Below are 21,358 nucleotides of genomic sequence, written 5' to 3'. Positions count from 1 at the left end.
CGGAGAGGGAGCCGAGCTGGAGAGGCGGTCGGGGACGTGCGGTGAGGGGGCGAAGACGGGGAGGCGGTCCGGGAGTGCGGTGAGAGAGCCGAGCCGGGGAGGCGCTCTGAGACGGGCGGTCAGTGACGGAGGAGCCGGTCGTGCGATCCGGGACGGGCGGTGAGGCGGCGGAGCCGGAGAGGCGGTCCGGGAGTGCGGTGAGGCGGCGAAGACGAGGAAGCGCTCCGGGACGCGCGGTCCGTGACGGAGGAGCCGGGCGTGCGGTCGGGGACGCGGCGCGTGGTCCCCGGGGTGTGGGCCGGTGGTCCTGGCGGTGCGGGCCGCCGGTCGTGGCGGTGTGGGCGAGTCGGGGGGCGTCGGGACGGTCGCGTGGGTGGCTGCCGGTCGGTGGCCGCGTCACGATGATCCGGCGGGCGGCCCGGAGGGCACGAGAGTTGTTGCCGGTTCGGCAAAACGCGAGGCAGCCGGGAGCCCTGCACCCGGCTGCCTCGCACCCGCTGCCGACAGGGCGCGCATACGCCGACGGCCCACCTGCTGGTCGCAGGTGGGCCGTCGGTCCGGGTGGGCGATACTGGGTTCGAACCAGTGACCTCTTCGGTGTGAACGAAGCGCTCTCCCACTGAGCTAATCGCCCGGGCGCAGGAAGAACATTACCCCATGTCAGCGGGTGGTTCCGACCGGGGGCCGAGCGGCGGGCACCACCCGCCCCCGAAGCCGCGTCACTGGTCCTTGATCTTCCACGGCATGACGAGGCCGAACTTCCACAGGTAGGTCCCGGCGAGCACGCCGATGATCACCAGCCCGATCACGGTCAGTGTGATGTTGCGGCGGCGCACCTTGGGGTCGAGGGCCCGCTGGGCCGCCTCGGTGACCTTGCGTTTGGTCCAGCGGAGCACTAGCTGTGCCCAGACGAACTCGGTCGCCCAGATGGCCATGCCGCCGAAGATCACCACCCAGCCGGGCCCGGGCAGCGGCAGCATGACGATCCCCGCGCCGACCACCGCGAGGCCGATCACGAAGACCCCGACCTGCCAGCTCAGGTGCAGGAACCGGCGGGCCTTGATGAATTCCGGCGCCCTTGAGCCGAGCCCGTGCTCGGCCTCCCGCCCGGCCTCCGGCCGGTCCGTCCTCGCCTTGTCCGCTGCCACGGCGACCTCGCCCGGCTCGTCACTCCCCGTATTCATACAGACAAACCCTACCTGAGTGAATCCAGTCACCGGAATGGTCGTAGGTCTGGTACGAGTTCTCGGCCGGAAGAGTTACGTAAACACACGCAAAACCCTCAGAGGGGTTTACAACGGCACCGTAGGTGGCATGTCGATTTCGCCGACGTGCGAATCCCCGAGCGCACACTGAGCGAAAGGCCCTGGCGCTTATGAACACCACGGTCAGCTGCGAGCTGCACCTGCGCCTCGTTGTGTCGAGCGAGTCCTCCCTGCCTGTCCCCGCAGGCCTGCGGTACGACACGGCCGACCCCTACGCCGTGCACGCCACCTTCCACACCGGAGCCGAGGAGACCGTCGAGTGGGTGTTCGCCCGCGACCTCCTCGCCGAGGGGCTTCACCGGCCCACCGGCACCGGCGACGTCCGCGTCTGGCCATCCCGCAGTCATGGTCAGGGCGTCGTGTGCATCGCCCTCAGCTCCCCGGAGGGGGAGGCACTGCTCGAGGCCCCGGCGCGGGCCCTGGAGTCCTTCCTGAAGCGAACCGACGCCGCCGTGCCGCCCGGCACGGAACACCGCCACTTCGATCTGGATCAGGAGCTCTCGCACATCCTGGCGGAGAGCTAGGTCGCGGCCCTTCCAAGCAGCCCGGCGCCGTCCACTCGGGGAGACGGCTCGGGCCAAGACAACCGCATACGGCACAGGCCGGCGCCGTCACCGTGAGCCGTCACGGAGGCGGCGTCGGGCTGTGCCCGCCCGGCTGCCCTCCGTGTGCTCCCACTGCCCTCCGTGCGCGTCCGACTGCGTTGCGTCCGGGCGGCGGCCCCGGGAACCCTTGGGGGATCGGCGGCGTTCTACAGGCGAGCGAGAGGTCGGGCACACACGGGTGCGGTGGGCGCTGTTGTCGCTACCATCGGCCAGCATCGGCGGGCGCCCGCCCGACCCCCCAGGCCAGGGAGCGAAACGTGCTGATCACCCACGACACCCGGTGCGCCCTCGACACCGTGGTGGATCTGGTGAACACCGCGCCGGAGGACGACGCGGCGGCGGACGGACTGCCCGATGTCCCGGCTCTTGCGGATTTCGTGCGAAACCACAAGATGAGCGATGTCGGCTTGCTCTCGGAGTTCGACCTCTCCGCGGTGCGCAGGGTCCGGGCGCGGTTCGCGGCGATCTTCGCGGCCCCGGACGCCCGGTCCGCCGCCATGATGATCAACGAACTGGTCGCCGCGGCGGGCACCACGCCCCGTCTGACGGACCACGACGGCTACGACTGGCATGTGCACTACTTCGCACCGGGCGCGTCCGTGGCCGACCATCTCGCAGCGGACTGCGGGATGGCACTCGCCTTCTTCGTGGTGGCCGGCGAGCAGGAACGGCTGCGGCGCTGCGAGGCACCGGACTGCCGCCGCGCCTTCGTGGATCTGTCCCGCAACCGCTCGCGGCGCTACTGCGACAGTCGCACCTGCGGCAACCGGCTGCATGTCGCCGCCTACCGGGCCCGGCGCAAGGAGGCGGCGGGCTGAGGAGGCGGCGGGCCGAGGTGTCCCCCGCCCGCCTCGGTGCGACGTCGGTCCCGGCGGGTGACGCCGGGACGGACGTGTACGGCTCACAGCAACAGCAGGTCGTGCAGCGCAGCCATGAGGAGCAGACACCCGATCACCGCAAGGAAGATCATCAGCGGTGGCTGGGAAAGGGCGAAGAGGCACCCGCGCGGCTCGTCCTTCGGCGGCGCGGCCTCGCTCTGTTGCGTGTCCAGCATCTCGCGGCCGATGATGGCGCACCCGGCAGCCACTCCGCGATCAACACACACGGATCTTGCGGGAGTTCGCCGAATACCACGAGGTCTCGTTCGGCTCGTGAACGATTCCGGACGTCCGTGGACCCACTGTGTCGTTTCAGTGAGTCATGTGACTGTCATATGCCGTGCTTCTTCAGGATGGCCTCGATGTCGCTGAAGTCCTCGGCCGAGTCGGCGGCCCGGGGCGCGCCGGTCCGGGGTCCGGCCGTGGGCCGGGGTGCCTCGCGTGCCGTTTGCCGGGGCGCCTCGCCCAGGGACGGCGCCGAGGCCGCGGGCGCCACCGCCTCCCGCTCGGCCCGCCCGGCCGCCCTGCGCCCGGCACCTCCGCGCCGCCGCTCCACGGCGCGTGTGCCGGCGAACAGCAGCCAGGCCGCGCCCAGCACCCCGAAGCCCGCCCAGGCGGTGGGGCTCAGGGCGGTGTCGGCGAGCCAGCCGACGACCCCGGTCATCACCAGGCCGACCGGCACGAGCGAGTAGGCCGCGAGGCGGGCCGCCGCCAGGAAACGCTTGCGGTAGGCCGTGACCACCGCGATACCCAGGCCCGCCGCGGACACGGCGGAGCAGACTGTCTCGGCAATCATCCGTCCTCCTGGCGGGCTCGTTCGTCGCTTCCATCGTGCACCGCCGGGTCCCCTCGATGCCATGCCCCGGCCAGACATCAGGGACATCTCCGGGTCCCCTCCTACTGGAGTGCCGGTCAACGGGCCTGGCGTGCCGGTCCCGGGCTCCATGGCCCCGCTCAGGTCCCGATTGGGTCGCCCGGGTCCGGCCTGGAAGACTGGTGGGCATGAGCGACTCCTCCCCCGCACGCACCGAAGCCCTCGTCCTCGACGTCTGGTGCGAGTTGCAGTGCCCCGACTGCCGCACCGCCCTGGACGACGTCCGCGCCCTGCGCGCCCGCTACGGCGACCGGCTGGAGCTGCGGCTGCGGCACTTCCCGCTGGAGAAGCACAAGCACGCCTTCGCCGCCGCCCAGGCCGCCGAGGAGGCGCTGGAACAGGGCAAGGGCTGGCCGTACGTGGAGGCAGTGCTGGAGCGGGTGGCGGAGCTGGACCGTCAGGGAGAACCCTTCCTGGTCGAGGTGGCCCGGGAACTCGGCCTGGACGCGGAGGAGTTCGACACCGCGCTGATCGACGGCCGGCACATCCTGGTCGTGGACGCCGACCAGGCCGAGGGCAAGGCGATCGGCGTGACGGGCACCCCGACGTACGTCATCGGCGGCGAGCGCCTCGACGGCGGCAAGAGCCAGGAAGGCCTGCGCGAACGCATCGAGGAGATCGCGGATCGGCTGCTGGCCGACCGGGAGGCCTGACCTGGGGCGGGGCGAGCGTCCGGGGCGGCCCTGACGGGATCGGCAGCCCCGCAACGGGATCGGCAGCCTGCACAAGGGGCTCAGCAGCCCCGTGACACGGGCACGGCAGCGCGGCGGCACAGGCACGGCAACCCCGCGACATGGGCACGGCAGCCCGGCGGCACGCGTACGGCAGCCCCGCCACACGGGCGCGGCAGCCCCGCGGCACAGCCTCGCCCGGTCCTACAGCAGGGGCACGGCAGCCCCCGCCGCACAGCCTCGCCCGGTCCCTACAGCAGAGGCTTGCTCACGGAATGGGTCACCGTCTCGTAGCCGAGTGACATGTACAGCCGCTCGGCCGGGGTGTTGCCCGCGAACACGTTGAGGCCGAGGACCGTCCGGCCGGCCTCGATCGCCTGGCGTTCCGCCAGCAGCATGAGCGTACGGCCGTGTCCTCGGCCACGGTGGGCCGCGTCGGTCTCCACGTCGAAGACGTACGCCTTGGCCTCCTCCAGGGCCAGCCACAGGGTGCCCACCCGGGGGCCCTCGTGCTCCAGCACGCTGAAGAGCATGCCCTCGGTCGCGAGCCCCTGTGGCAGCAGCCGCGCGTGATCGTCGCGGGCCTTGGCCCGGGCCGCGGCCTCGGGAATGCCCCGCCCGATCCACCCGCGCGCGTACCGCTCGCTCTCCGTCTCCTGCCAGGCCGCGAACTCGGCCTCGGTCATGGGCCGCGCGTGGCTGCCCGGCGGCAGCGCGGGCGGGGCGGTGCCGAGTCGTTTCTCCATGCCGCGGTTGCGCACGGTGTAGCCGAGCGCGCCGAACAGGCGCAGCGCGGCGTCCGCCGTGGCGGGCACCACCGCCTCCATCTGTGCGCAGCCCCAGCCCCGGGCCACCTCCTCCGCGGCGAGCGCGGCCACGGTGCCGCGGCCGCGCCGCCGGTCGGGCTCTGCGATCCGCAGGTCGATGACGCGGGCCACCGAGGCACCGAGGGACGGCGAGGTGCCGAGGTGGATCTCGCCGACGGAACGGCTGTTCACGCACACCGTGTAGCGGCGCGAGCGGGTTCCGTCGGAATGCTGCTGGAGCGGCTCGGCCGGCCGCAGGGTCGTGGTCATCACAGGTGTTCTACCCACGAGGACCGCCCGCGTCAGCCCGTTTTCCGGCTCAGGGGTCCAGGTCCTGCCCGGCCCGCTCGTCGAAGATCCGCATGGCCTCGGCGGTCACCGGGCCGCCGGTGCCGGGCAGTTCGCGGTCGTCGACCTGGTGCAGGGCCTGTACGTCCCGCAGGGTGGACGTCAGGAAGACCTCGTCGGCGCGACGGAGGACGTCCAGCGGCAGGTCGGTCTCCTTGGCGCCGACCCACTCGATCACCAGGGCCCGGGTGATGCCGGACAGACAGCCGGCGGTGACCGGCGGGGTGTGGATCTCGCCGTCCAGGACGACGAAGACGTTCGACCCGGTGCCCTCGCAGAGCTGCCCGACCGTGTTGCCGAACAGCGCCTCGGAAGCCCCGTGTTGATGGGCGCGGGCCAGGGCGACGACGTTCTCGGCGTACGAGGTGCTCTTCACGCCGGCGAGGGCGCCGCGTTCATTACGGGTCCACGGGACGGTGATCGCCGCGGTGGAGTCCGGGCGGCGGCTGGTCTCGCCGACGGCGACCACCAGGGTCGGGCCCTGTTCGCCACGGTCGGAGCCGAGCGGGCCGTGACCGCCGGTGTAGGTGATCCGCAGCCGGCCCAGCGGCACCGGGTTCGCCTCCAGGACGGCCGTACAGGCGCGGCGCACCTCGTCGGGGTCGGGGTCGGGCAGGCCGAGGCCGCGGGCCGAGCGGGTCAGCCGGTCGAGGTGCCGGGTGAGCGCGAACGGCGCGCCGTGGACCGCCTTGACGGTCTCGAAGACGCCGTCGCCGACGGTCAGCCCGTGGTCGAGGACGGAGATCCGGGCGGATTCCAGGTCCCGCAGCTCGCCGTCCAGCCAGATCCTCATAGGAGCGCCCCCTCTGTCTCGTCGTACGCCCCCGACGCTACCGCGAGCAGCCGCGACGCCTTCAGCTCGGTCTCCCGCCACTCCCCCTCCGGGTCGGACCCCCAGGTGATGCCGGCTCCGGTGCCGAAGCGCAGGGCGCCCGCGGCGCGGTCGATCCAGAAGGTGCGGATGCCCACGGCCAGCTCGGCGGTGCCCCGGTCGGCGTCCACCCAGCCGATGCCGCCGCAGTACGGGCCGCGCGGTGCCGTCTCCAGCGCCTCGATGATCCTGAGGGCGCTCGACTTGGGGGCGCCGGTGACCGAGCCGGGCGGGAAGGCCGCGTCCAGCAGCTCCGGCCAGCCGGCGTCCGCGCGCAGCTCGCCTCGGACGGTGGAGACGAGATGGACGAGCCCGGGGTGCTTCTCCAGGGCGCACAGGTCCGGGACGGTCACGCTGCCGGTCGCGCAGACGCGCCCGATGTCGTTGCGGACCAGGTCCACGATCATCACGTTCTCGGCGTAGTCCTTCTCCAGGAGGTCCGCCTCGGTGCGCCCGGTCCCCTTGATGGGTCCCGACTCGACGGTACGGCCGTCCCGGCGCAGGAACAGTTCGGGCGACGCGGTGGCGATCTCCACGCCGTGCTCCGGCAGCCGGATCGTTCCCGCGTACGGCGCCGGGTTGCCCCGGGCCAGCAGGGCGGTCAGGGCGTCCACATCGGCGGCCGGGTCGACCGGCGCGCTGAGCACGCGGCAGAGATTGGCCTGGTAGACCTCGCCGGCCGCGATGTGCTCACGGATGCGGTGGACGGCCGCCGTGTACGCGGCGCGGTCCAGGGAGGAGGTCCAGTCCCCCGGCTGCGGGCCCGGCCATCCGCCGGGCACCGGCGCGGGCACCGGCTCCTCGCGTACGTCCGCGAAGCGGGCGCAGGTCAGACGGCCCTCGAAGTCCGCGCAGACGGCCCAGAAGCCGGTGGAGTCCAGGGCGGCGGGATCGCTGGTGACGTCGAGCAGGCCGGTGGCGACGCGGTCGCCGAAGCGGGCCAGCGGGGGGAGTCCGGATGGGTGGTGGAACACGTGGTCGAGTCTAGGTCGGTGTCCGGGAGGTGGCTCCGGGATGTCCCGGAGGGGGCACTGACCACGGGGTCCGTCGGGTGCACCGCAGCACGCTGCGCAAACGCGTTTTTGTGCTGGCCCGGGAATCCGCTAGAGTTCAACACGTCGCCGGGACGCGGAAGCGGACCGAAACGACAAGCGGACGTAGCTCAGTTGGTAGAGCGCAACCTTGCCAAGGTTGAGGTCGCGAGTTCGAGCCTCGTCGTCCGCTCGAAGGAGAAGGGGTCGTCCCGATCCCCTTACACTCCTGGTGGAGTGGCCGAGAGGCGAGGCAACGGCCTGCAAAGCCGTCTACACGGGTTCAAATCCCGTCTCCACCTCCAAGGACGATTAGCTCAGCGGGAGAGCGCTTCCCTGACACGGAAGAGGTCACTGGTTCAATCCCAGTATCGTCCACTGGATCTTCGGGTCCTGGATCTTCTCGAAGATCCCCGCCCGCGCGATTAGCTCAGCGGGAGAGCGCTTCCCTGACACGGAAGAGGTCACTGGTTCAATCCCAGTATCGCGCACTGTCTGTGACTCACGGGTCACAGCCCGCGGACGATTAGCTCAGCGGGAGAGCGCTTCCCTGACACGGAAGAGGTCACTGGTTCAATCCCAGTATCGTCCACACAGCAAGAAGCCCCCGGCCGTCTCGTACGGCCGGGGGCTTCTGCGTGCGCTCAGCTGACGATCAGCTGGAGAAGAGCATGTGGCCGAAGCTCTTGTGGCGGTGGTGGCCGTAGTGACCGTGACCGCCGTGGCCGCCCTGCGGGGCGCCCCAGGCGGGCGCGGGCGGGGCCGCCGGGTAGGCCTGCGGGGCCGCGGGCGGGGGCGGCGGGGCCGGCTGCGACCACTGGGACTCCAGGCGGGTCAGCGCCTCCAGCTCGCCGTAGTCGAGGAATATGCCGCGGCAGCCGCTGCACTGCTCGATCTGGACGCCGTTGCGGTTGTAGGTGTGCATCGGCGCATGGCACTTCGGACACTGCATGGTCGGCTCAACTCCTCGCCGGTCGGTCCTGCTCAGGTGTTTCCCCAGGACAGACTCCGTCCGGCCCCGGGCGGTTGCAGCCTAGTCCGGGAATCCGGACCTGGGCCGACGCGGGCGCGGGAGGCCGGCGGGGACGGACGGCATGCGCGCGCAGGCGTCCACCACGGACTGTTCCACCTCGTCCAGCGGGCGGTCCGCGGCGAGCGCCTTGGTGACCGCCAGGGCAGCCGTCTGCACGGTGAGCGCGCGGGCCGGGACGTCCAGGGCGGGCCAGGGGTCGCCGTCCTCGGGTACGGCGGGACCGCCGGCCTGTCGGTAGGCGGTCAGGAAGCGGGTCCACTCGTCGGGCGGGAGGAGTCCGCAGGCGTACCAGGCGGCCGGGCGGGCGAGGTCCCAGGCCGGGACGCCGGCGCCGAGGTCGTCCACGTCGATCAGCCTCCACGGGCCGTCCGGTGCCGGGTGCCGGACGAGCTGGCCGAGGTGCAGATCACCGTGGCAGAGGGCCGGCGGGCCGGGCATCGGCGCCTCCGCCCGGGCCCAGGCGGGCAGGGCGGCCCAGGCGTCCAGGACGGGGCGGGCTGCCGTGTGCGTCGCTGTGCCGGGTGAGGTGCGGGGGGCCGAGCGGAGGGCCGAGCGGAGGCGGTCGAGGGCTCGGGCGGCCTTGGCGGGGCCGCGCATCGGGGGGAGGGCGGCGGGGACGGGGGTGCGGTGGAGGCGGGCCAGGAGGGTGGCGGCGGCCTCCCAGGGGGCGGCGTCCGGATCTTCCGGGTCCACGGGGACGCCGTACGGCCAGAGGGTCACCGGGCGGTCGTGCAGGGTGGCCGCGTCCGGGGTGAACGGGGGCAGGAGCAGGTCGGGGTGGCGGGCGGCCGTGGTGACGCGGAGGGTGAGCGCGGCGGGGTCCGTGTCCGCGGCGTGGGCCTTGGCGACGATGCCGGCGTGCCGGACGACGGTGGCGTCCTGGCGGTCGGCGAGGGGGGTGCTGGGGCAGGTGCAGGGGGTGGTGGGGGTACGGGGGTGAGCGGCGGCCTTGGCTTGGTCGGCCAGCGCGGATATGAGGGCGGGGTTGCCGGTGTCCGTATCTGCGGTCAAGGGTGCCTTCGTCGGGGCGGGGTGGGGTGTTGGGGCGAGGGTACTGGGGTGGGCGGGGCGGGGGGCCACTCACCGGCGCCTGCGGCGTGCGGCACGCTGCCGCTGACCGGGGGTCGGATAGCTGGCCCGCGCCGGCGGGGTGCCGCGCGGTGCCGCTGACCGGGGGTCGGATCGCTCACCCGCCCTGGCGGGGTGCCGCGCGGTGCCGCTGACCGGAGGTCGGATCGCTCACCCGCCCTGGCGGGGTGCCGCGCGGTGCCGCTGACCGGAGGTCGGATCGCTCACCCGCCCTGGCGGGGTGCCGCGCGGTGCCGCTGACCGGAGGTCGGATCGCTCACCCGCCCTGGCGGGGTGCCGCTGCGCCCACCCGTGCCGCCCCAGCGGCACGACTGCCCGCAGCTGAGTCGGTACGGCCGCCGTTGTCGGGTGTGCGTCGCCTCGGCGGCACGACCGCCCGTAGCTACGGCGGGTGGGCGCAGGCCCGGCGGCACGACGCCTACAACTAGGCGGGTACCACCGCCGCAGCCGGGTGGGCGCCGCCCCAGCGGCACGACTGCCCGCAGCTGAGTCGGTACGGCCGCCACTGCCCGGTGGGCACCGCCCCAGCCGCACGACCGCCCGCAGCTGAGTCGGTACGGCCGCCGCCCCGGCCGCACGACCGCTCGCAGCTGAGTGGGTGCTGTTGCCTAGCGTCGTCCGCTGGGCTTTTCCAGGGGCGCGGGGAGCTGTGTGATCAGGACCCGCTCGGGCGCAGTCGGTGTACGGACCGCAGGGCGAGCGGTGCTGAGAACGGCTCATGCCGGCGCAGCTCCCCAGCTGCGCCGGCATTTGTGCCGTCCGCGGTACCCCCGTCCCCACGGGGTTTCATGGGTGGATGTCCCCGCCCGGACCGCTCTTCCGGGCCTGGGGTCGCCGCTCAGCGCCCCAGCATCGCACCCACGGACGACGCCTGTGTGGCCACCGTCTCCCAGCCGTCGAAGACGAGCAGGAGCAGGGCCGCCAGGGGAAGGGCCATGAGCGTCGCCACCAGGGGGTGGCGGCGACCCGTCCGGCGGGGGGCGAACGCCGTGCGTCGCGGTGCCGTGTGGGCCATGGTCCCTCTCCTGACCGTTTCGGTTGTCGTCGGCAGCGGCGGGTGTCTGACCTCGGGGGACGAGTGCTGTCACCCGCCGCTTGACCTCAAATCTAGGCGCGCGGCGCACATCGGGCGTCATGCCCGCGTACCGATTGCCGGGCCTCCATGAGGATGAGCCATGACCTGGGAAGTACTCCCCTGGGTGGAGACGCGGGCCCAGGTCTCGGGGTCTTCCCGGAGGGGTCGTCCACTCTGTCCGCTTATTTCCGCAGCTTTCCATCAGGCAGGCGGAGTGACTTCGATCACTCCCGTCCGGGTCGGGAGGCGTGCCGGGGGTGGATCGGGATCCGGGGCGCGGGCGCGGCCGTGAGCCGTCGGCGACCAGGGGCCGGTGGGGGTACGACCCCGCGCACCGCATTCCCGCAGAACGTCAACCTCCCTGCCCCACCGAACGGTTGATGTCACCCCTGGCGTGAAGTCGCCGTAGACCGGAGCCTGCTGACCGGGTTTCACGTCCCCCGGACGGCCCACACAATCCGTCCGGCCGAGAGGGCGCGGCCTCTGCGCGCAGGCGGCCGTGGAAACGTAAGCTGTGCCACGTCACAGGGACCGGGCAGCGGGGATGAACATGGCGATGATGCGCCTGAGGCGCGAGGACCCGCGCGTCGTCGGCTCGTTCAGGCTTCACCGACGGCTCGGCGCGGGCGGGATGGGCGTGGTCTATCTCGGCTCCGACAAGAAGGGGCAGCGGGTCGCCCTGAAGGTGATCCGGCCGGATCTGGCGGAGGACCAGGAGTTCCGGTCGCGGTTCGCACGCGAGGTGTCGGCGGCGCGGCGCATCCGGGGCGGGTGCACGGCCCGGCTCGTCGCTGCGGACCTGGAGGCCGAGCGGCCCTGGTTCGCCACCCAGTACGTACCCGGGCCCTCCCTGCACGACAAGGTCGCCGAGGAGGGCGCTCTCGGCGCGGCGGACACGGCGGCGATCGGCGCGGCCCTGTCCGAGGGGCTGGTCGCGGTGCACGAGGCCGGGGTCGTCCACCGGGACCTGAAGCCCTCCAACATCCTGCTGTCCCCGAAGGGGCCGCGGATCATCGACTTCGGCATCGCGTGGGCCACCGGCGCCTCCACGCTCACCCACGTGGGGACGGCGGTCGGCTCCCCCGGCTTCCTCGCCCCGGAGCAGGTGCGTGGCGCGGCGGTCACCCCGGCGACGGACGTCTTCTCGCTGGGCGCGACCCTGGCGTACGCCTCGACCGGCGACTCGCCCTTCGGGCAGGGCAGTTCCGAGGTGATGCTGTACCGGGTGGTGCACGAGGAGCCGCAACTGTACGGCGTACCGGACGCGCTGGCCCCGCTGATCCGGGCCTGCCTCGCCAAGGACCCCGACGAGCGGCCCAGCACGCTCCAGCTGTCGCTGCGGCTGAAGGAGATCGCCGCCCGGGAGGCGCAGGGCCTGGACGGCGTACGGCCGCCCGCGCCGCGTGCCGCGGAGGCGGACCGGCCCACGGGACGGCTCGCCGACACCTACCCCGAGCAGCAGCGCACCCAGCGGCGTCCCTCCCCCGACACGCCGCTGCCGCGCGGCGGCACTCCGGCCCGGGGCGGTGTGCCCTCCGCGTCCTCCAGGGGCGCGGTGTCCGCACGAGGTGACGTGCCGTCCCGTGGCGGAGTGTCCTCGCGGGGCGGGGCGTCCTCGCGCGGCGGCAGCGGTGCGCGCGGTGGCGGTACCGCCGCCTCCTCCCGGTCCGGTACGGCGCGCCCCACGCCGGTGCCGCGCGGCGGCGGCCCGCGCTCCGGCGGCGGCCGGCCCGCTCAGCGCGGTTCCGGGCGGCCGGGGCAGCGCCCGGCGGGTGGCCTGCGGCGGCCGGCCAATCCGCGGCTGCTGCGGCAGCGGCTGTTCGTGTTCGTGGTGGTGACGCTGCTGGTGGCGCTCGGCATCGCGGTGGCCCAGGGCTGCCAGGGCCCGGCGCGCGGGCTCCGCGACGACGGTGTCCCGCAGCAGCGGCACACCCAGCCGAGCAACTCGCCGCTGGGCGACGGAACGTTCGTACCGGACCCGAACAAGTCGGCGGTGAGCCGCGACGCCGGGAACTGAGGGCCGCGTCCGGAAGGGCTCAGCGGGCGGGGGTACGCCCGGTCAGGACTCCGGTCGGCCCGTGGCCACCGCGTAGAAGGCCACCGCGGCCGCCGCGCCCACGTTGAGCGAGTCGACGCCGTGCGACATCGGGATGCGGACCCACTCGTCGGCGGCGACCAGCGCCTGCGTGGACAGCCCGTCGCCCTCGGCACCGAGCATGAGCGCCACCCGGTCCATCCTGTGCGGAGCGGCCTCGTCCAGGGCGCGGGCCTTCTCGTCCGGGGTGAGCGCGAGCAGGGTGAAACCGGCCTCGCGGACCGAGTCCAGGCCCTTGGGCCAGGTCTCCAGCCGGGCGTACGGCACCGAGAACACCGCGCCCATGGAGACCTTGACGCTCCGCCTGTACAGCGGGTCGGCACAGTCGGGCGACAGCAGTACCGCGTCCATGCCGAGGGCCGCCGCCGAGCGGAAGATCGCGCCGATGTTGGTGTGGTCGTTCACCGACTCCATGACCACCACCCGGCGGGCGGAGCGGAGCAGTTCGCCGGCCGTCGGCAACGGCTTGCGCTGCATGGAGGCGAGGGCGCCGCGGTGCACGTGGTAGCCGGTGACCCGTTCGGCGAGTTCCGGGCTGACGGCGTAGACCGGGGCCGGGAGTTCGTCGATGACGTCGCGCATGACGTCGATCCACTTGGCCGAGAGCAGCATCGACCGCATCTCGTAGCCGGCTTCCTTGGCCCTGCGGATGACCTTCTCGCCTTCGGCGATGAACAGGCCCTCGGCGGGCTCGCGCTTGCGGCGCAGCTCGACGTCGGTCAGGCCCGTGTAGTCGGTCAGGCGCGGGTCGTCGGGATCCTCGACGGTGATGAGATCGGCCACAGGGTGATACTGCCTTGTCCTGGGTGTGGTGCCAACGGCTGGGAAGGGATGGGTTACCCCGGGTTACGCGTGATCAGGCCAAGGTCACGCCGACGGCGCGGGGCCCACCCGCACCACCTCGCCGATGACGATGACCGCCGGGGGCTTCACGTCCTCGGCGCGGACCGTCTCGGCGACCGTGGCGAGGGTGGCGTCCACGCGGCGCTGCGCGGCCGTCGTCCCCTCCTGCACCAGGGCGACCGGCGTCTCCGGCGACTTGCCGTGCGCGACGAGCGTCTCGGCGATCTTCCCGATCTTGTCGACGCCCATCAGGATCACCAGGGTGCCGGTGAGCCTGGCGAGCGATGGCCAGTCGACCAGGGACCTCTCGTCGTCGGGGGCCACATGGCCGCTGACCACGGTGAACTCATGGGCCACTCCCCGGTGCGTGACCGGGATGCCGGCCGCGCCCGGCACCGAGATCGAGCTGGAGATGCCCGGAACCACCGTGCACGGGATGCCGGCCTCGGCGAGCGCCTGGACCTCCTCCATGCCCCGGCCGAAGACGAACGGGTCGCCGCCCTTGAGCCGGACGACCGCCTTGCCCTGCTTGGCGTGCTCGATGAGCGCGTTGTTGATGGCCTCCTGGGCCATGTAGCGGCCGTACGGGATCTTCGCCGCGTCGATCACCTCGACGTGCGACGGGAGTTCGGCGAGCAGGTCGCGCGGGCCGAGCCGGTCGGCGATGACGACGTCCGCCTCGGCGAGGAGTCGCCGGCCGCGGACCGTGATCAGATCGGGGTCGCCCGGGCCGCCGCCGACCAGGGCCACGCCGGGGGTGCGGGTGCGGTGGTGCGGGGCCACGAGGGTGCCGTCGCGCAGGCCCTCGACGACCGCGTCCCGGATCGCGGCGGTGTGCCGGGGGTCGCGGCCTCGCGCGTGCGTGGTGAGTACGGCGACGGTGACGCCCTCGCTGTGGCCCGTCGCCGGGGTCCACGCGGTCGCCTGGTCGGCGTCGTCGGAGCGGACGCACCAGACGCGGTGGCGCTCCGCCTCGGCGGAGGCGGCCGCGTTCGCCTCGGGGTCGCTGGTGGCGATGAGGGCGTACCAGGCCTCGGCGAGGTCGCCGTCCTCGTATCCGCGCCGCACCCAGGTGATCTCGCCCGCGTCCGCCATGGCCTCGACGGAGGGGGTCGCTTCCGGGGAGACGAGGACGATGTCCGCGCCGGCCGCGATGAGCGCCGGGAGGCGACGCTGGGCGACCTGACCGCCGCCAAGGACGACCACGCGACGGCCGGAGAGGCGGAGGCCTACGGGGTAGGCGGGGTGTTCGGCCATGAGGGGCGACTCCTCGTGCAGCTGTGCGATGGGCGCGCTGCACCTTCGGAGCGGCCCTGACGTGCAGATTTTAGGGTGTGGGCAGGGCCCGGGACACGGGTGGTCCGACAGCTGAACACCGGACCACCCGTCCTGCGGGGCCTACTTCTCCGTGACCCCCGCCGAATCGAACGTGGCCACCTCGTGCATGGCCCTCGCCGTGCTCTGGACCAGCGGCAGGGCCAGCAGCGCGCCCGTGCCCTCGCCGAGGCGGAGGTCGAGGTCGACCAGGGGGCGCAGGCCGAGCTTGTTCAGGGCCGCCACATGGCCCGGTTCGGCGCTGCGGTGGCCGGCGATGCAGGCCGCGAGGACCTCGGGGGCGATGGCCCGGGCGACGAGGGCGGCCGCGCCGGCGCTGACGCCGTCCAGGATCACCGGCGTGCGCAGCGAGGCTCCGCCGAGCAGCAGACCCACCATGGCCGCGTGCTCGAAGCCGCCGATCGCCGCGAGGACGCCGATCGGGTCGGCCGGGTCCGGCTGGTGCAGTTCCAGGGCGCGGCGGACGACCTCCGTCTTGCGGGCGAGCGTCTCGTCGTTGATGCCCGTGCCGCGCCCGGTCACCTCGGCCGGGTCGGCGCCGGTGAAGACGGAGATCAACGCGGCGGACGCGGTGGTGTTGGCGATGCCCATCTCACCGGTGAGCAGCGCCTTGTTGCCGGCCGCCACCAGGTCGCGGGCGGTCTCGATGCCCACCTCGATGGCCGCCCTGGCCTCCTCGCGGGTCATCGCGGGGCCGGTGGTCATGTCGGACGTACCACCGCGGATCTTGCGCGGCAGCAGGCCGGGGGTGGCCGGCAGGTCGGCGGCGACACCCACGTCCACGACGCACACCTCGGCGCCGACCTGGCCGGCGAAGGCGTTGCAGACGGCGCCCCCGCCGAGGAAGTTGGCCACCATCTGGGCGGTGACCTCCTGCGGCCAGGGGGTGACGCCCTGGGCGTGCACGCCGTGGTCGCCGGCGAAGATGGCGACGGCGGCGGGCTCCGGGATCGGCGGCGGGCACTGCCGGGACAACCCGCACAGCTGTGCGGAGATGATCTCCAGCATGCCGAGCGCGCCGGCCGGCTTGGTCATGCGCTTCTGGCGCTCCCATGCCTCGCCGAGCGCCTTGGCGTCGAGCGGGCGGATCTGTGCGACGGTCTCGGCGAGCAGGTCGTGGGGTTCCTCTCCGGGCAGGGCGCGGCGGCCGTACGTCTCCTCGTGCACCACCCAGGACAGGGGGCGTCGCTTGGACCAGCCGGCCTGCATCAGCTCGGGCTCGTCCGGGAACTCGTCGACGTACCCGACACACAGGTAGGCGACGACCTCCAGATGCTCGGGCAGGCCGAGCGCGCGGACCATCTCCCGCTCGTCGAAGAAGCTGACCCAGCCGACGCCGAGGCCTTCGGCGCGGGCGGCGAGCCAGAGGTTCTCCACCGCGAGCGCCGAGGAGTAGGGCGCCATCTGCGGCTGGGTGTGACGGCCGAGCGTGTGCCGGCCGCCGCGGGTGGGGTCGGCGGTGACGACGATGTTGACCGGGGTGTCGAGGATGGCCTCGATCTTCAGTTCCTTGAACTGCTTGGCCCGGCCCTTCGGCAGCGACCTGGCGTACGCCTCGCGCTGCCGCATCGCCAGTTCGTGCATCGTCCGCCGGGTCTCGGCGGACCGGATGACGACGAAGTCCCAGGGCTGCGAGTGGCCCACGGACGGCGCGGTGTGCGCGGCCTCCAGGACTCTGAGCAGCACCTCGTGCGGGATGGGGTCGCTGCGGAAGCCGTTGCGGATGTCGCGGCGCTCGCGCATCACCTTCAGGACGGCCTCGCGCTCGGCGTCGGCGTAGCCGGGCGCGGCGGGGCCGGTGGACTGTCGTGCTTCCGCCACTGCGGCCGTGCTCTCTTCCTGGTCGGCGGCCCTGGTCCGGAGGTCCTCCGCGTGCTGGACGACACCGGGGGTGGGCGCCGCGGCCGGCTCGCCGTCGCGAGGTGCGGGCACGACGAGGGGGTGCGGCGGGGTGGGCGCCAGATGCGGGGTGGTGGGCACCTGGCCCTCCACCGGCACGAACTCCCCGAACGGCTGCGGATCCGGCCCCACCGGGAGCCCGGAGGGCAACGGCTGCTCCGGGGTCTGCGCGTACGGGGCGTCCGGTACGGGGGTGTCCGCTGCCGGCTGCTGCGGTACGGCCTGGGCCTCGGCGGCGTGCGGGACGCTCTCGGCGAGCTGCGGGCCCTGGAGCGTGGCCTGCTCGGGCGCCGCGACGGCCTCGGGGGCGCCGTCACCGGCGGGTACGGCGTCCTGCCCGGGGGCGGCCGCGGGTGCGGCGGGCTGCACCGGGTTCACCTGCGACGCGTCGGCGTCGGGTACCTCTGCGGCGGCGGGGATGGGTGCCTCCGGCGGCTGGGGGGCGGTCGGCTGCGCGGCCTGGGCGGACGTCGGGTGGGCGGCGGCGACAGGCTCGGCGGCCTGGGCGGCCATCGGGTCGGCGGCCTGGACGGCCGTCGGGAGGGCGCCGTCGACCGCTACCTGGGCCGGAGCCGCGTCGTGAGCCTGGGCAGGGGGCGCGTCGGGGGCCGCGGCCGCGTTCTGGGCGGCAACCGTGTCAGCGGGTTCGCCCGCGCTGTGCGGGGCAACCGCGTCGGCCGACCCGACTGCGCCCTGGGGGGAGACGGGAGCCTGGACCTCGCCGGGCGCCTGAGGCTCGGCGAGCGCCTGGGCCTCGGCGGGAAGCTGAGGCTGTGCGGCGTCGGCGGCGCGCGCGGCGGCAGCCTGCTGCACGTCAGCGATCTGCTCGGCGCCGGTGGGCTGCCCGGCATTGGCGGTCTGCCCAGCGGCGCCGGCCTGCGCGGGACCGGCAGACTGCCCCGCGTCGGCGAGCTGCGCCGCACCAGCGATCTGCTCGGCACTGGTCGGCTGCGCGAGGTCGATGGGCTGTGCCACGCCATCGGGCTGCCCGGGAGCGGCCACCTGCGGCGCTTCGGCAAGCTGCGCGGCGTCGGCGGCCTGCGCGGAGTCAATGGGCTGCGCCGCGCCATCGGGCTGCGCGGGAGCGGCAACCTGCGGCGCCTCAGCAAGCTGCGCGACGTCGGCGGCCTGCGCGGGATCAATGGGCTGCGCCACGCCATCGGCCTGCGCGGGACCGGCAAGGGGCGCGACGTCGGCGGCCTGCGCGGCGGCGGCAACCAGCGCGGGATCGGCAGACTCCCCCGCGTCGGCGAGCTGCGGCGCACCAGCAACCTGCTCCGCACCGGTCGGCTGCGCGGGGTCGATGGGCTGCGCCACGCCATCGGCCTGCCCGGCAGCGGCAACCTGCGGCGCCTCGGCAGGCTGCCCGGCGTCGGCGGCCTGCCCGGCATCGGGAGCCTGCGCAGGACCGGCAGGCTGCCCCACGTCGCCGGACTGCGCCGCGTCAGCGATCTGCTCGACACCGGTCGGCTGAGCGGGGTCAATGGGCTGCGCCACGCCATCGGCCTGCCCGGCAACGGCAACCTGCGGCGCCTCGGCAGGCTGCCCGGCGGCGGCGGCCTGCCCGGCATCGAGAGCCTGCGCAGGAGCGGCAGACTGCCCGGCGGCGACAGCCTGCGCGGGACCGGCAGACTGCCCCGCGTCGCCGGACTGCGACGTACCAACGGCATGCCCGGCAGTGGCAGCCTGCGCTGCCTCGGTGAGCTGCGCGCCGCTGGCGGCCTGCCCAGCATCGAGAGCCTGCGTGGGACCGGCGGGCTGCGGCGCGTCAGCCATCTGCTCGGCACCGGTCGGCTGCGCGGCGTCGACGGACTGAGACGGGTCAACGGCCTGTCCAGCGGCGTCAGCCTGCGCGGAACCGGCAGGCTGCGCGGGATCGATGGGCTGTCCCGCACCATTGGCGTGCCCGGCTACGGCACCCTTTGGCACCTCGGCGAGCTGTGCCGCGTCGGCGGCCTGCGCGGCGGCGGCCTGCCCGGCGTCAGCGGGCTGCCCGGCGCCGGTGGGCCACGCGTCGTCGGCCGCCTCCGCCGGTGACGTCGGTTGAGCCGCGTCCGCCGTCACTGCCTGAGCCACCGCCTCGGCCGACGTACCGGAAGCCTCCGCAGGCAGCGCGCTCTGGTGCGTCGAGTCCGCCCCGCCCTGCCCGGCGCCCGAAACCTCGGCCACCCGCGCCGACCCTGGCTCTCCGTCAGCAGTCGCGGGCGCCGCGTCGTCACCGGAAGCCATGTCCTCCCCGGCCATGTCCGCCTGCGCGTCCTCGGCGTCCAGCGTCCCCGGTGCCGTGTACACCCCGTCGTGCGCATGGACCGGCTGGACCCCGTCATGGCCGTGCACGACCTGCACGTGCCCGGTGTCGCCGGTCGGGGACGCCGCCTGGCCGGTGAGGCGGGCCACCGCCGCCTGGGCCGCGTCGGACGGGCCAACCGTTTCGGCAGCCGGGGCCTGGGTGGCGACCTGGGCCGCGCCCCAGGGGGCCGCGCTCTGCGGAGCTGTCTGCGACTGGGCGTCGAGGTACTCGGGGCCGCCGGCCGCCGGTCCGGGCTGCCGTACCGGCGCTCCCGCGGGGCCGCGGTCGGCGAGGGAGCGGACCGGGCTGGCGGAGGTGTCGGGGATCGGCGGGCCGAGGTGCAGCGGGCGGCGCGGCGGCTGCGGGGCGGCCGTCGGGTCGTGCGGCGCCGAGAGGATGGGCGACGGCGGCACCGACGCCGGTCCCGTGTCGGGCAGGCGGACACCGCTGAGGTCGACCGAGCCGCTGTCACGGCCGGCCGTCTCGTGCGGGCCCGGCTCGTGGACGGCTTCCACCACCGGTTCCGGAGCGGGTGGCGGCACCTCGTTGCCCCACGCGCCCTGGGCACCCGGCAGCAGCAGGTCTTCGTCCTCGGCGGGCGCCTCGGAGAGGTAGGTGTACGCACCGTGCGCGGGGACGCCCGGCTGCTCCACCATGCCTGCGCTCTCCGGCTGCCCCTCGCACGGGACCTGGCCGGTGTCGGTCATGCGTACCCCTCGCCCATCGGTTAGTGCTCCTACGACCAGCTCACCCGGAACGGCGCACCGACCGCCCGCAGTGAAGAACGAGCGTCCGTGCCCAGCGGCACGAACGACCCGCCGGAAAAGGCGACAAAGCCATTCAGTGGCATTGTCCCGGCCGTCGTGCCGTCGCGACAGCAAGATCCGCGACAGCCCGCTGTGGACTGCGCCACGTTGCGCGTCCTCCGGTTCCGCAGTACCACACCCACCCCAAAACGGGCGTGCGTTCCGGACATTGGCGAACGAAGTTCGGGCCACCGGTGCGGTACAACGATCGGCCAGCCTACCGCGCGCGGTACGACAACAGGATCACGGGGCGCGATCCGGCAGTACCCCGCTGAGCAGGAACGCAACGTTCCGCTCGGTCTCGGTCCAGGCCCGCGTGTCGAGTTCGACGGACTGGAGCAGGGCGCACTCGACCCGGTATCCGTGCTCGGTCAGGTCGCGGCCGACGCGCTCGGCGGCGTCCCGGTTCGCGGCGTGCGTGACGATGCGCTGCGGGCGCCGGTCGGCGACCGCGGAGACGACGGCCGGTCCCCCGCCGCCGACCCGTACGACGTCCGGTTCGGGCAGGTTTTCGAGGACGTGCGGGGCGCTGCCGTGGACGATCTGGAGCTGGACGCCGAACCGGCGCGCGGCGCTGTCGGTGCGGGCGCAGGCGGCCGGGTCGTGGTCGACGGCGATGACGGCCGCGCCGGCGCGCGCGGCCTCGGCGGCGAACGCGCCGCTGCCGCAGCCGATGTCCCAGACGAGGTCGCCGACGCGGGGCCCGAGGCGGGCGAGTTGGGCGGCGCGCAGCAGCTGTGTCTCGCCCTCGCCGAGGCCGCCGGCCGGTCCGGCGCCGTAGCTCTCGTCGGGCTGCACCCAGCCGCGCGGGCCGGCGCCCGGGTCGCGCCCGGCGATCCAGCCGCCGCCCTCCTGTGCGCCGGCGGGCCCGCCGATGACGATGACGACGTTGGGGTCGCGCCAGGTGTGGTCGGGGGCCTTGTCGGAGGTGACGACGCTGACCTGTTCGTGCTCGGTGCCCAGTTCCTCGCAGATGACGAAGGTGCGGTGCACGCCCTCCAGGAGGAGGCCGAGTTCGGCGGGGCCGGCGCCCGGCGAGGTGAGCACGGCGACCTTGGTGTGGGCACGGCAGACGTTCACGGCCCGGCGCAGGGTGCGCGGGTGGGCGACGACGACCTGGGCGTCGTCCCAGGGCATGCCGGCGCGGGCGAAGGCGGTGGCGACGGAGGAGACGGCGGGGACGACCTCGACCTCCAGGCCGAACTCCGGTGCGCGCAGGGTGCGGACGACGCCGAAGAATCCGGGGTCGCCGTCGGCGAGCACGACCGCGGTGCCGCGGTGGGCGGCGATGCGGCGGGCGGCCAGGGCGAGGCTGCCGAGGCGGACGCGTTCGGCGGTGGGCGGGACCTCGGGCAGCGCCAGGTGGTGGGCGGCGCCGGCCACGAGGGTGGCGGCGCCGAGGGCGGCCCGTGCCGCGTCGGTCAGCGGCGAGCCGTCCCAGCCGATCACCGTGACCCGGTCGGCCATCGTCGTCAGTCTCCAGTGGTTCTGCGCAACTCTTCGGGGGCAGAGAGCCCGGGGCGGGCTCCGTGAGAGTACCTGGT

The 21,358-nt window shown here is 74.0% G+C and carries 17 protein-coding genes and 6 tRNA genes; 9 read left to right on the top strand and 14 right to left on the bottom strand.

The features are described 5' to 3' along the window. Positions 1–562 precede the first annotated feature (562 nt). Together ACZ4WH_RS03275 and ACZ4WH_RS03270 are read right to left on the bottom strand one after the other, a co-directional pair. Positions 563–634 (bottom strand) — tRNA-Val (locus ACZ4WH_RS03275). An 85-nt stretch (positions 635–719) separates the two neighbouring features. Next, a complete protein-coding gene (locus ACZ4WH_RS03270; protein WP_468176080.1) occupies positions 720–1,184 on the bottom strand; it encodes a TIGR02611 family protein in 465 nt (154 codons plus the stop codon). Between the two features lie 191 nt (positions 1,185–1,375). Here ACZ4WH_RS03270 and ACZ4WH_RS03265 point away from each other — a divergent pair, with 191 nt between their 5' ends. Beyond that, positions 1,376–1,789 (top strand): SsgA family sporulation/cell division regulator, encoded by a 414-nt coding sequence (locus tag ACZ4WH_RS03265; protein WP_004002642.1) that lies wholly within the window; start codon positions 1,376–1,378, stop codon positions 1,787–1,789. 338 nt (positions 1,790–2,127) lie between these two features. After that, complete coding sequence (locus tag ACZ4WH_RS03260; protein WP_468176078.1) at positions 2,128–2,688, top strand: CGNR zinc finger domain-containing protein; 561 nt, start codon at positions 2,128–2,130, stop codon at positions 2,686–2,688. Positions 2,689–2,771: 83 nt separating this feature from the next. Here the strand turns inward: ACZ4WH_RS03260 and ACZ4WH_RS03255 are convergent, their stop codons facing one another. Further along, positions 2,772–2,924 carry a hypothetical protein gene (locus ACZ4WH_RS03255; protein ID WP_014671572.1) on the bottom strand — a complete coding sequence of 51 codons (153 nt, stop codon included), beginning with the start codon at positions 2,922–2,924 and terminating at the stop codon, positions 2,772–2,774. A gap of 155 nt (positions 2,925–3,079) precedes the next feature. Next, entirely contained in the window at positions 3,080–3,544 is a 465-nt protein-coding gene (locus tag ACZ4WH_RS03250) for a hypothetical protein (protein ID WP_468176076.1), read from the bottom strand. Between the two features lie 206 nt (positions 3,545–3,750). Between ACZ4WH_RS03250 and ACZ4WH_RS03245 the strand changes: the two genes are divergently transcribed. Next, complete coding sequence (locus ACZ4WH_RS03245) at positions 3,751–4,275, top strand: DsbA family protein (protein WP_468176074.1); 525 nt, start codon at positions 3,751–3,753, stop codon at positions 4,273–4,275. Positions 4,276–4,544: 269 nt separating this feature from the next. Here ACZ4WH_RS03245 and ACZ4WH_RS03240 read toward each other — a convergent pair whose 3' ends face one another. From ACZ4WH_RS03240 to ACZ4WH_RS03230, 3 genes are read right to left on the bottom strand one after another with little or no spacing between them, the layout of a single operon-like run. Continuing rightward, complete coding sequence (locus tag ACZ4WH_RS03240) at positions 4,545–5,369, bottom strand: GNAT family N-acetyltransferase (protein WP_468176072.1); 825 nt, start codon at positions 5,367–5,369, stop codon at positions 4,545–4,547. A gap of 49 nt (positions 5,370–5,418) precedes the next feature. After that, positions 5,419–6,240 carry an aminotransferase class IV gene (locus tag ACZ4WH_RS03235; RefSeq protein ID WP_468176070.1) on the bottom strand — a complete coding sequence of 274 codons (822 nt, stop codon included), beginning with the start codon at positions 6,238–6,240 and terminating at the stop codon, positions 5,419–5,421. Then, positions 6,237–7,292, bottom strand: a complete 1,056-nt coding sequence (locus ACZ4WH_RS03230; RefSeq protein WP_468176067.1) for a chorismate-binding protein — start codon at positions 7,290–7,292, stop codon at positions 6,237–6,239. Before ACZ4WH_RS03230 ends, ACZ4WH_RS03235 begins: the two co-directional genes overlap by 4 nt. 177 nt (positions 7,293–7,469) lie before the next feature. Between ACZ4WH_RS03230 and ACZ4WH_RS03225 the strand changes: the two genes are divergently transcribed. The 5 genes from ACZ4WH_RS03225 to ACZ4WH_RS03205 all read left to right on the top strand — a co-directional run bounded on the left by ACZ4WH_RS03225 (position 7,470) and on the right by ACZ4WH_RS03205 (position 7,941). Beyond that, a tRNA-Gly gene (locus ACZ4WH_RS03225) sits at positions 7,470–7,542 on the top strand. A gap of 38 nt (positions 7,543–7,580) precedes the next feature. Continuing rightward, positions 7,581–7,654, top strand: a tRNA-Cys gene (locus tag ACZ4WH_RS03220). Position 7,655: 1 nt separating this feature from the next. Then, a tRNA-Val gene (locus tag ACZ4WH_RS03215) sits at positions 7,656–7,727 on the top strand. Positions 7,728–7,768: 41 nt separating this feature from the next. Then, a tRNA-Val gene (locus ACZ4WH_RS03210) sits at positions 7,769–7,840 on the top strand. Positions 7,841–7,869: 29 nt separating this feature from the next. Next, positions 7,870–7,941, top strand: a tRNA-Val gene (locus ACZ4WH_RS03205). Positions 7,942–8,004: 63 nt separating this feature from the next. On the opposite strand, the gene ACZ4WH_RS03200 is transcribed toward ACZ4WH_RS03205, so the two are convergent. The 3 genes from ACZ4WH_RS03200 to ACZ4WH_RS03190 all read right to left on the bottom strand — a co-directional run bounded on the left by ACZ4WH_RS03200 (position 8,005) and on the right by ACZ4WH_RS03190 (position 10,486). After that, complete coding sequence (locus ACZ4WH_RS03200) at positions 8,005–8,301, bottom strand: TFIIB-type zinc ribbon-containing protein (RefSeq protein WP_468176065.1); 297 nt, start codon at positions 8,299–8,301, stop codon at positions 8,005–8,007. Between the two features lie 81 nt (positions 8,302–8,382). After that, on the bottom strand, positions 8,383–9,393 hold the full coding sequence (locus tag ACZ4WH_RS03195) for a phosphotransferase family protein (RefSeq protein ID WP_468176063.1): 1,011 nt from the start codon (positions 9,391–9,393) through the stop codon (positions 8,383–8,385). Between the two features lie 916 nt (positions 9,394–10,309). Further along, positions 10,310–10,486 (bottom strand): hypothetical protein, encoded by a 177-nt coding sequence (locus ACZ4WH_RS03190; RefSeq protein ID WP_014671580.1) that lies wholly within the window; start codon positions 10,484–10,486, stop codon positions 10,310–10,312. A gap of 604 nt (positions 10,487–11,090) precedes the next feature. Between ACZ4WH_RS03190 and ACZ4WH_RS03185 the strand changes: the two genes are divergently transcribed. After that, positions 11,091–12,563, top strand: a complete 1,473-nt coding sequence (locus ACZ4WH_RS03185) for a serine/threonine-protein kinase (RefSeq protein WP_468176061.1) — start codon at positions 11,091–11,093, stop codon at positions 12,561–12,563. A 42-nt stretch (positions 12,564–12,605) separates the two neighbouring features. Here ACZ4WH_RS03185 and ACZ4WH_RS03180 read toward each other — a convergent pair whose 3' ends face one another. From ACZ4WH_RS03180 to cbiE, 4 genes are all read right to left on the bottom strand, one after another. Further along, positions 12,606–13,424: a TrmH family RNA methyltransferase gene (locus tag ACZ4WH_RS03180; RefSeq protein WP_468176059.1), complete on the bottom strand. Its 819-nt coding sequence runs from the start codon at positions 13,422–13,424 to the stop codon at positions 12,606–12,608. 84 nt (positions 13,425–13,508) lie between these two features. Then, complete coding sequence (gene cobA / locus ACZ4WH_RS03175; RefSeq protein ID WP_468176057.1) at positions 13,509–14,741, bottom strand: uroporphyrinogen-III C-methyltransferase; 1,233 nt, start codon at positions 14,739–14,741, stop codon at positions 13,509–13,511. 141 nt (positions 14,742–14,882) lie between these two features. Then, positions 14,883–19,715 (bottom strand): nicotinate-nucleotide--dimethylbenzimidazole phosphoribosyltransferase, encoded by a 4,833-nt coding sequence (cobT, locus tag ACZ4WH_RS03170; RefSeq protein WP_468176055.1) that lies wholly within the window; start codon positions 19,713–19,715, stop codon positions 14,883–14,885. A gap of 342 nt (positions 19,716–20,057) precedes the next feature. Beyond that, on the bottom strand, positions 20,058–21,281 hold the full coding sequence (gene cbiE, locus ACZ4WH_RS03165) for a precorrin-6y C5,15-methyltransferase (decarboxylating) subunit CbiE (RefSeq protein ID WP_468176053.1): 1,224 nt from the start codon (positions 21,279–21,281) through the stop codon (positions 20,058–20,060). Positions 21,282–21,358 lie beyond the last annotated feature (77 nt).

It is taken from the genome of Streptomyces sp. NPDC029138 (genome assembly GCF_055564375.1).
The sequence above is the reverse complement of the archived record's forward strand: the minus strand, read 5'-3'. Positions and strand labels throughout refer to the sequence as shown.

Bases quoted from the DNA above. Each gene is read 5' to 3' on its own strand.
- ACZ4WH_RS03270 (WP_468176080.1), bottom strand. From the start codon at position 1,184: ATGAATACGGGGAGTGACGAGCCGGGCGAGGTCGCCGTGGCAGCGGAC.
- ACZ4WH_RS03265 (WP_004002642.1), top strand. From the start codon at position 1,376: ATGAACACCACGGTCAGCTGCGAGCTGCACCTGCGCCTCGTTGTGTCG.
- ACZ4WH_RS03255 (WP_014671572.1), bottom strand. From the start codon at position 2,924: ATGCTGGACACGCAACAGAGCGAGGCCGCGCCGCCGAAGGACGAGCCG.
- ACZ4WH_RS03250 (WP_468176076.1), bottom strand. From the start codon at position 3,544: ATGATTGCCGAGACAGTCTGCTCCGCCGTGTCCGCGGCGGGCCTGGGT.
- ACZ4WH_RS03245 (WP_468176074.1), top strand. From the start codon at position 3,751: ATGAGCGACTCCTCCCCCGCACGCACCGAAGCCCTCGTCCTCGACGTC.
- ACZ4WH_RS03240 (WP_468176072.1), bottom strand. From the start codon at position 5,369: ATGACCACGACCCTGCGGCCGGCCGAGCCGCTCCAGCAGCATTCCGAC.
- ACZ4WH_RS03235 (WP_468176070.1), bottom strand. From the start codon at position 6,240: ATGAGGATCTGGCTGGACGGCGAGCTGCGGGACCTGGAATCCGCCCGG.
- ACZ4WH_RS03200 (WP_468176065.1), bottom strand. From the start codon at position 8,301: ATGCAGTGTCCGAAGTGCCATGCGCCGATGCACACCTACAACCGCAAC.
- ACZ4WH_RS03190 (WP_014671580.1), bottom strand. From the start codon at position 10,486: ATGGCCCACACGGCACCGCGACGCACGGCGTTCGCCCCCCGCCGGACG.
- ACZ4WH_RS03185 (WP_468176061.1), top strand. From the start codon at position 11,091: ATGAACATGGCGATGATGCGCCTGAGGCGCGAGGACCCGCGCGTCGTC.
- cobA (WP_468176057.1), bottom strand. From the start codon at position 14,741: ATGGCCGAACACCCCGCCTACCCCGTAGGCCTCCGCCTCTCCGGCCGT.
- cobT (WP_468176055.1), bottom strand. From the start codon at position 19,715: ATGACCGACACCGGCCAGGTCCCGTGCGAGGGGCAGCCGGAGAGCGCA.
- cbiE (WP_468176053.1), bottom strand. From the start codon at position 21,281: ATGGCCGACCGGGTCACGGTGATCGGCTGGGACGGCTCGCCGCTGACC.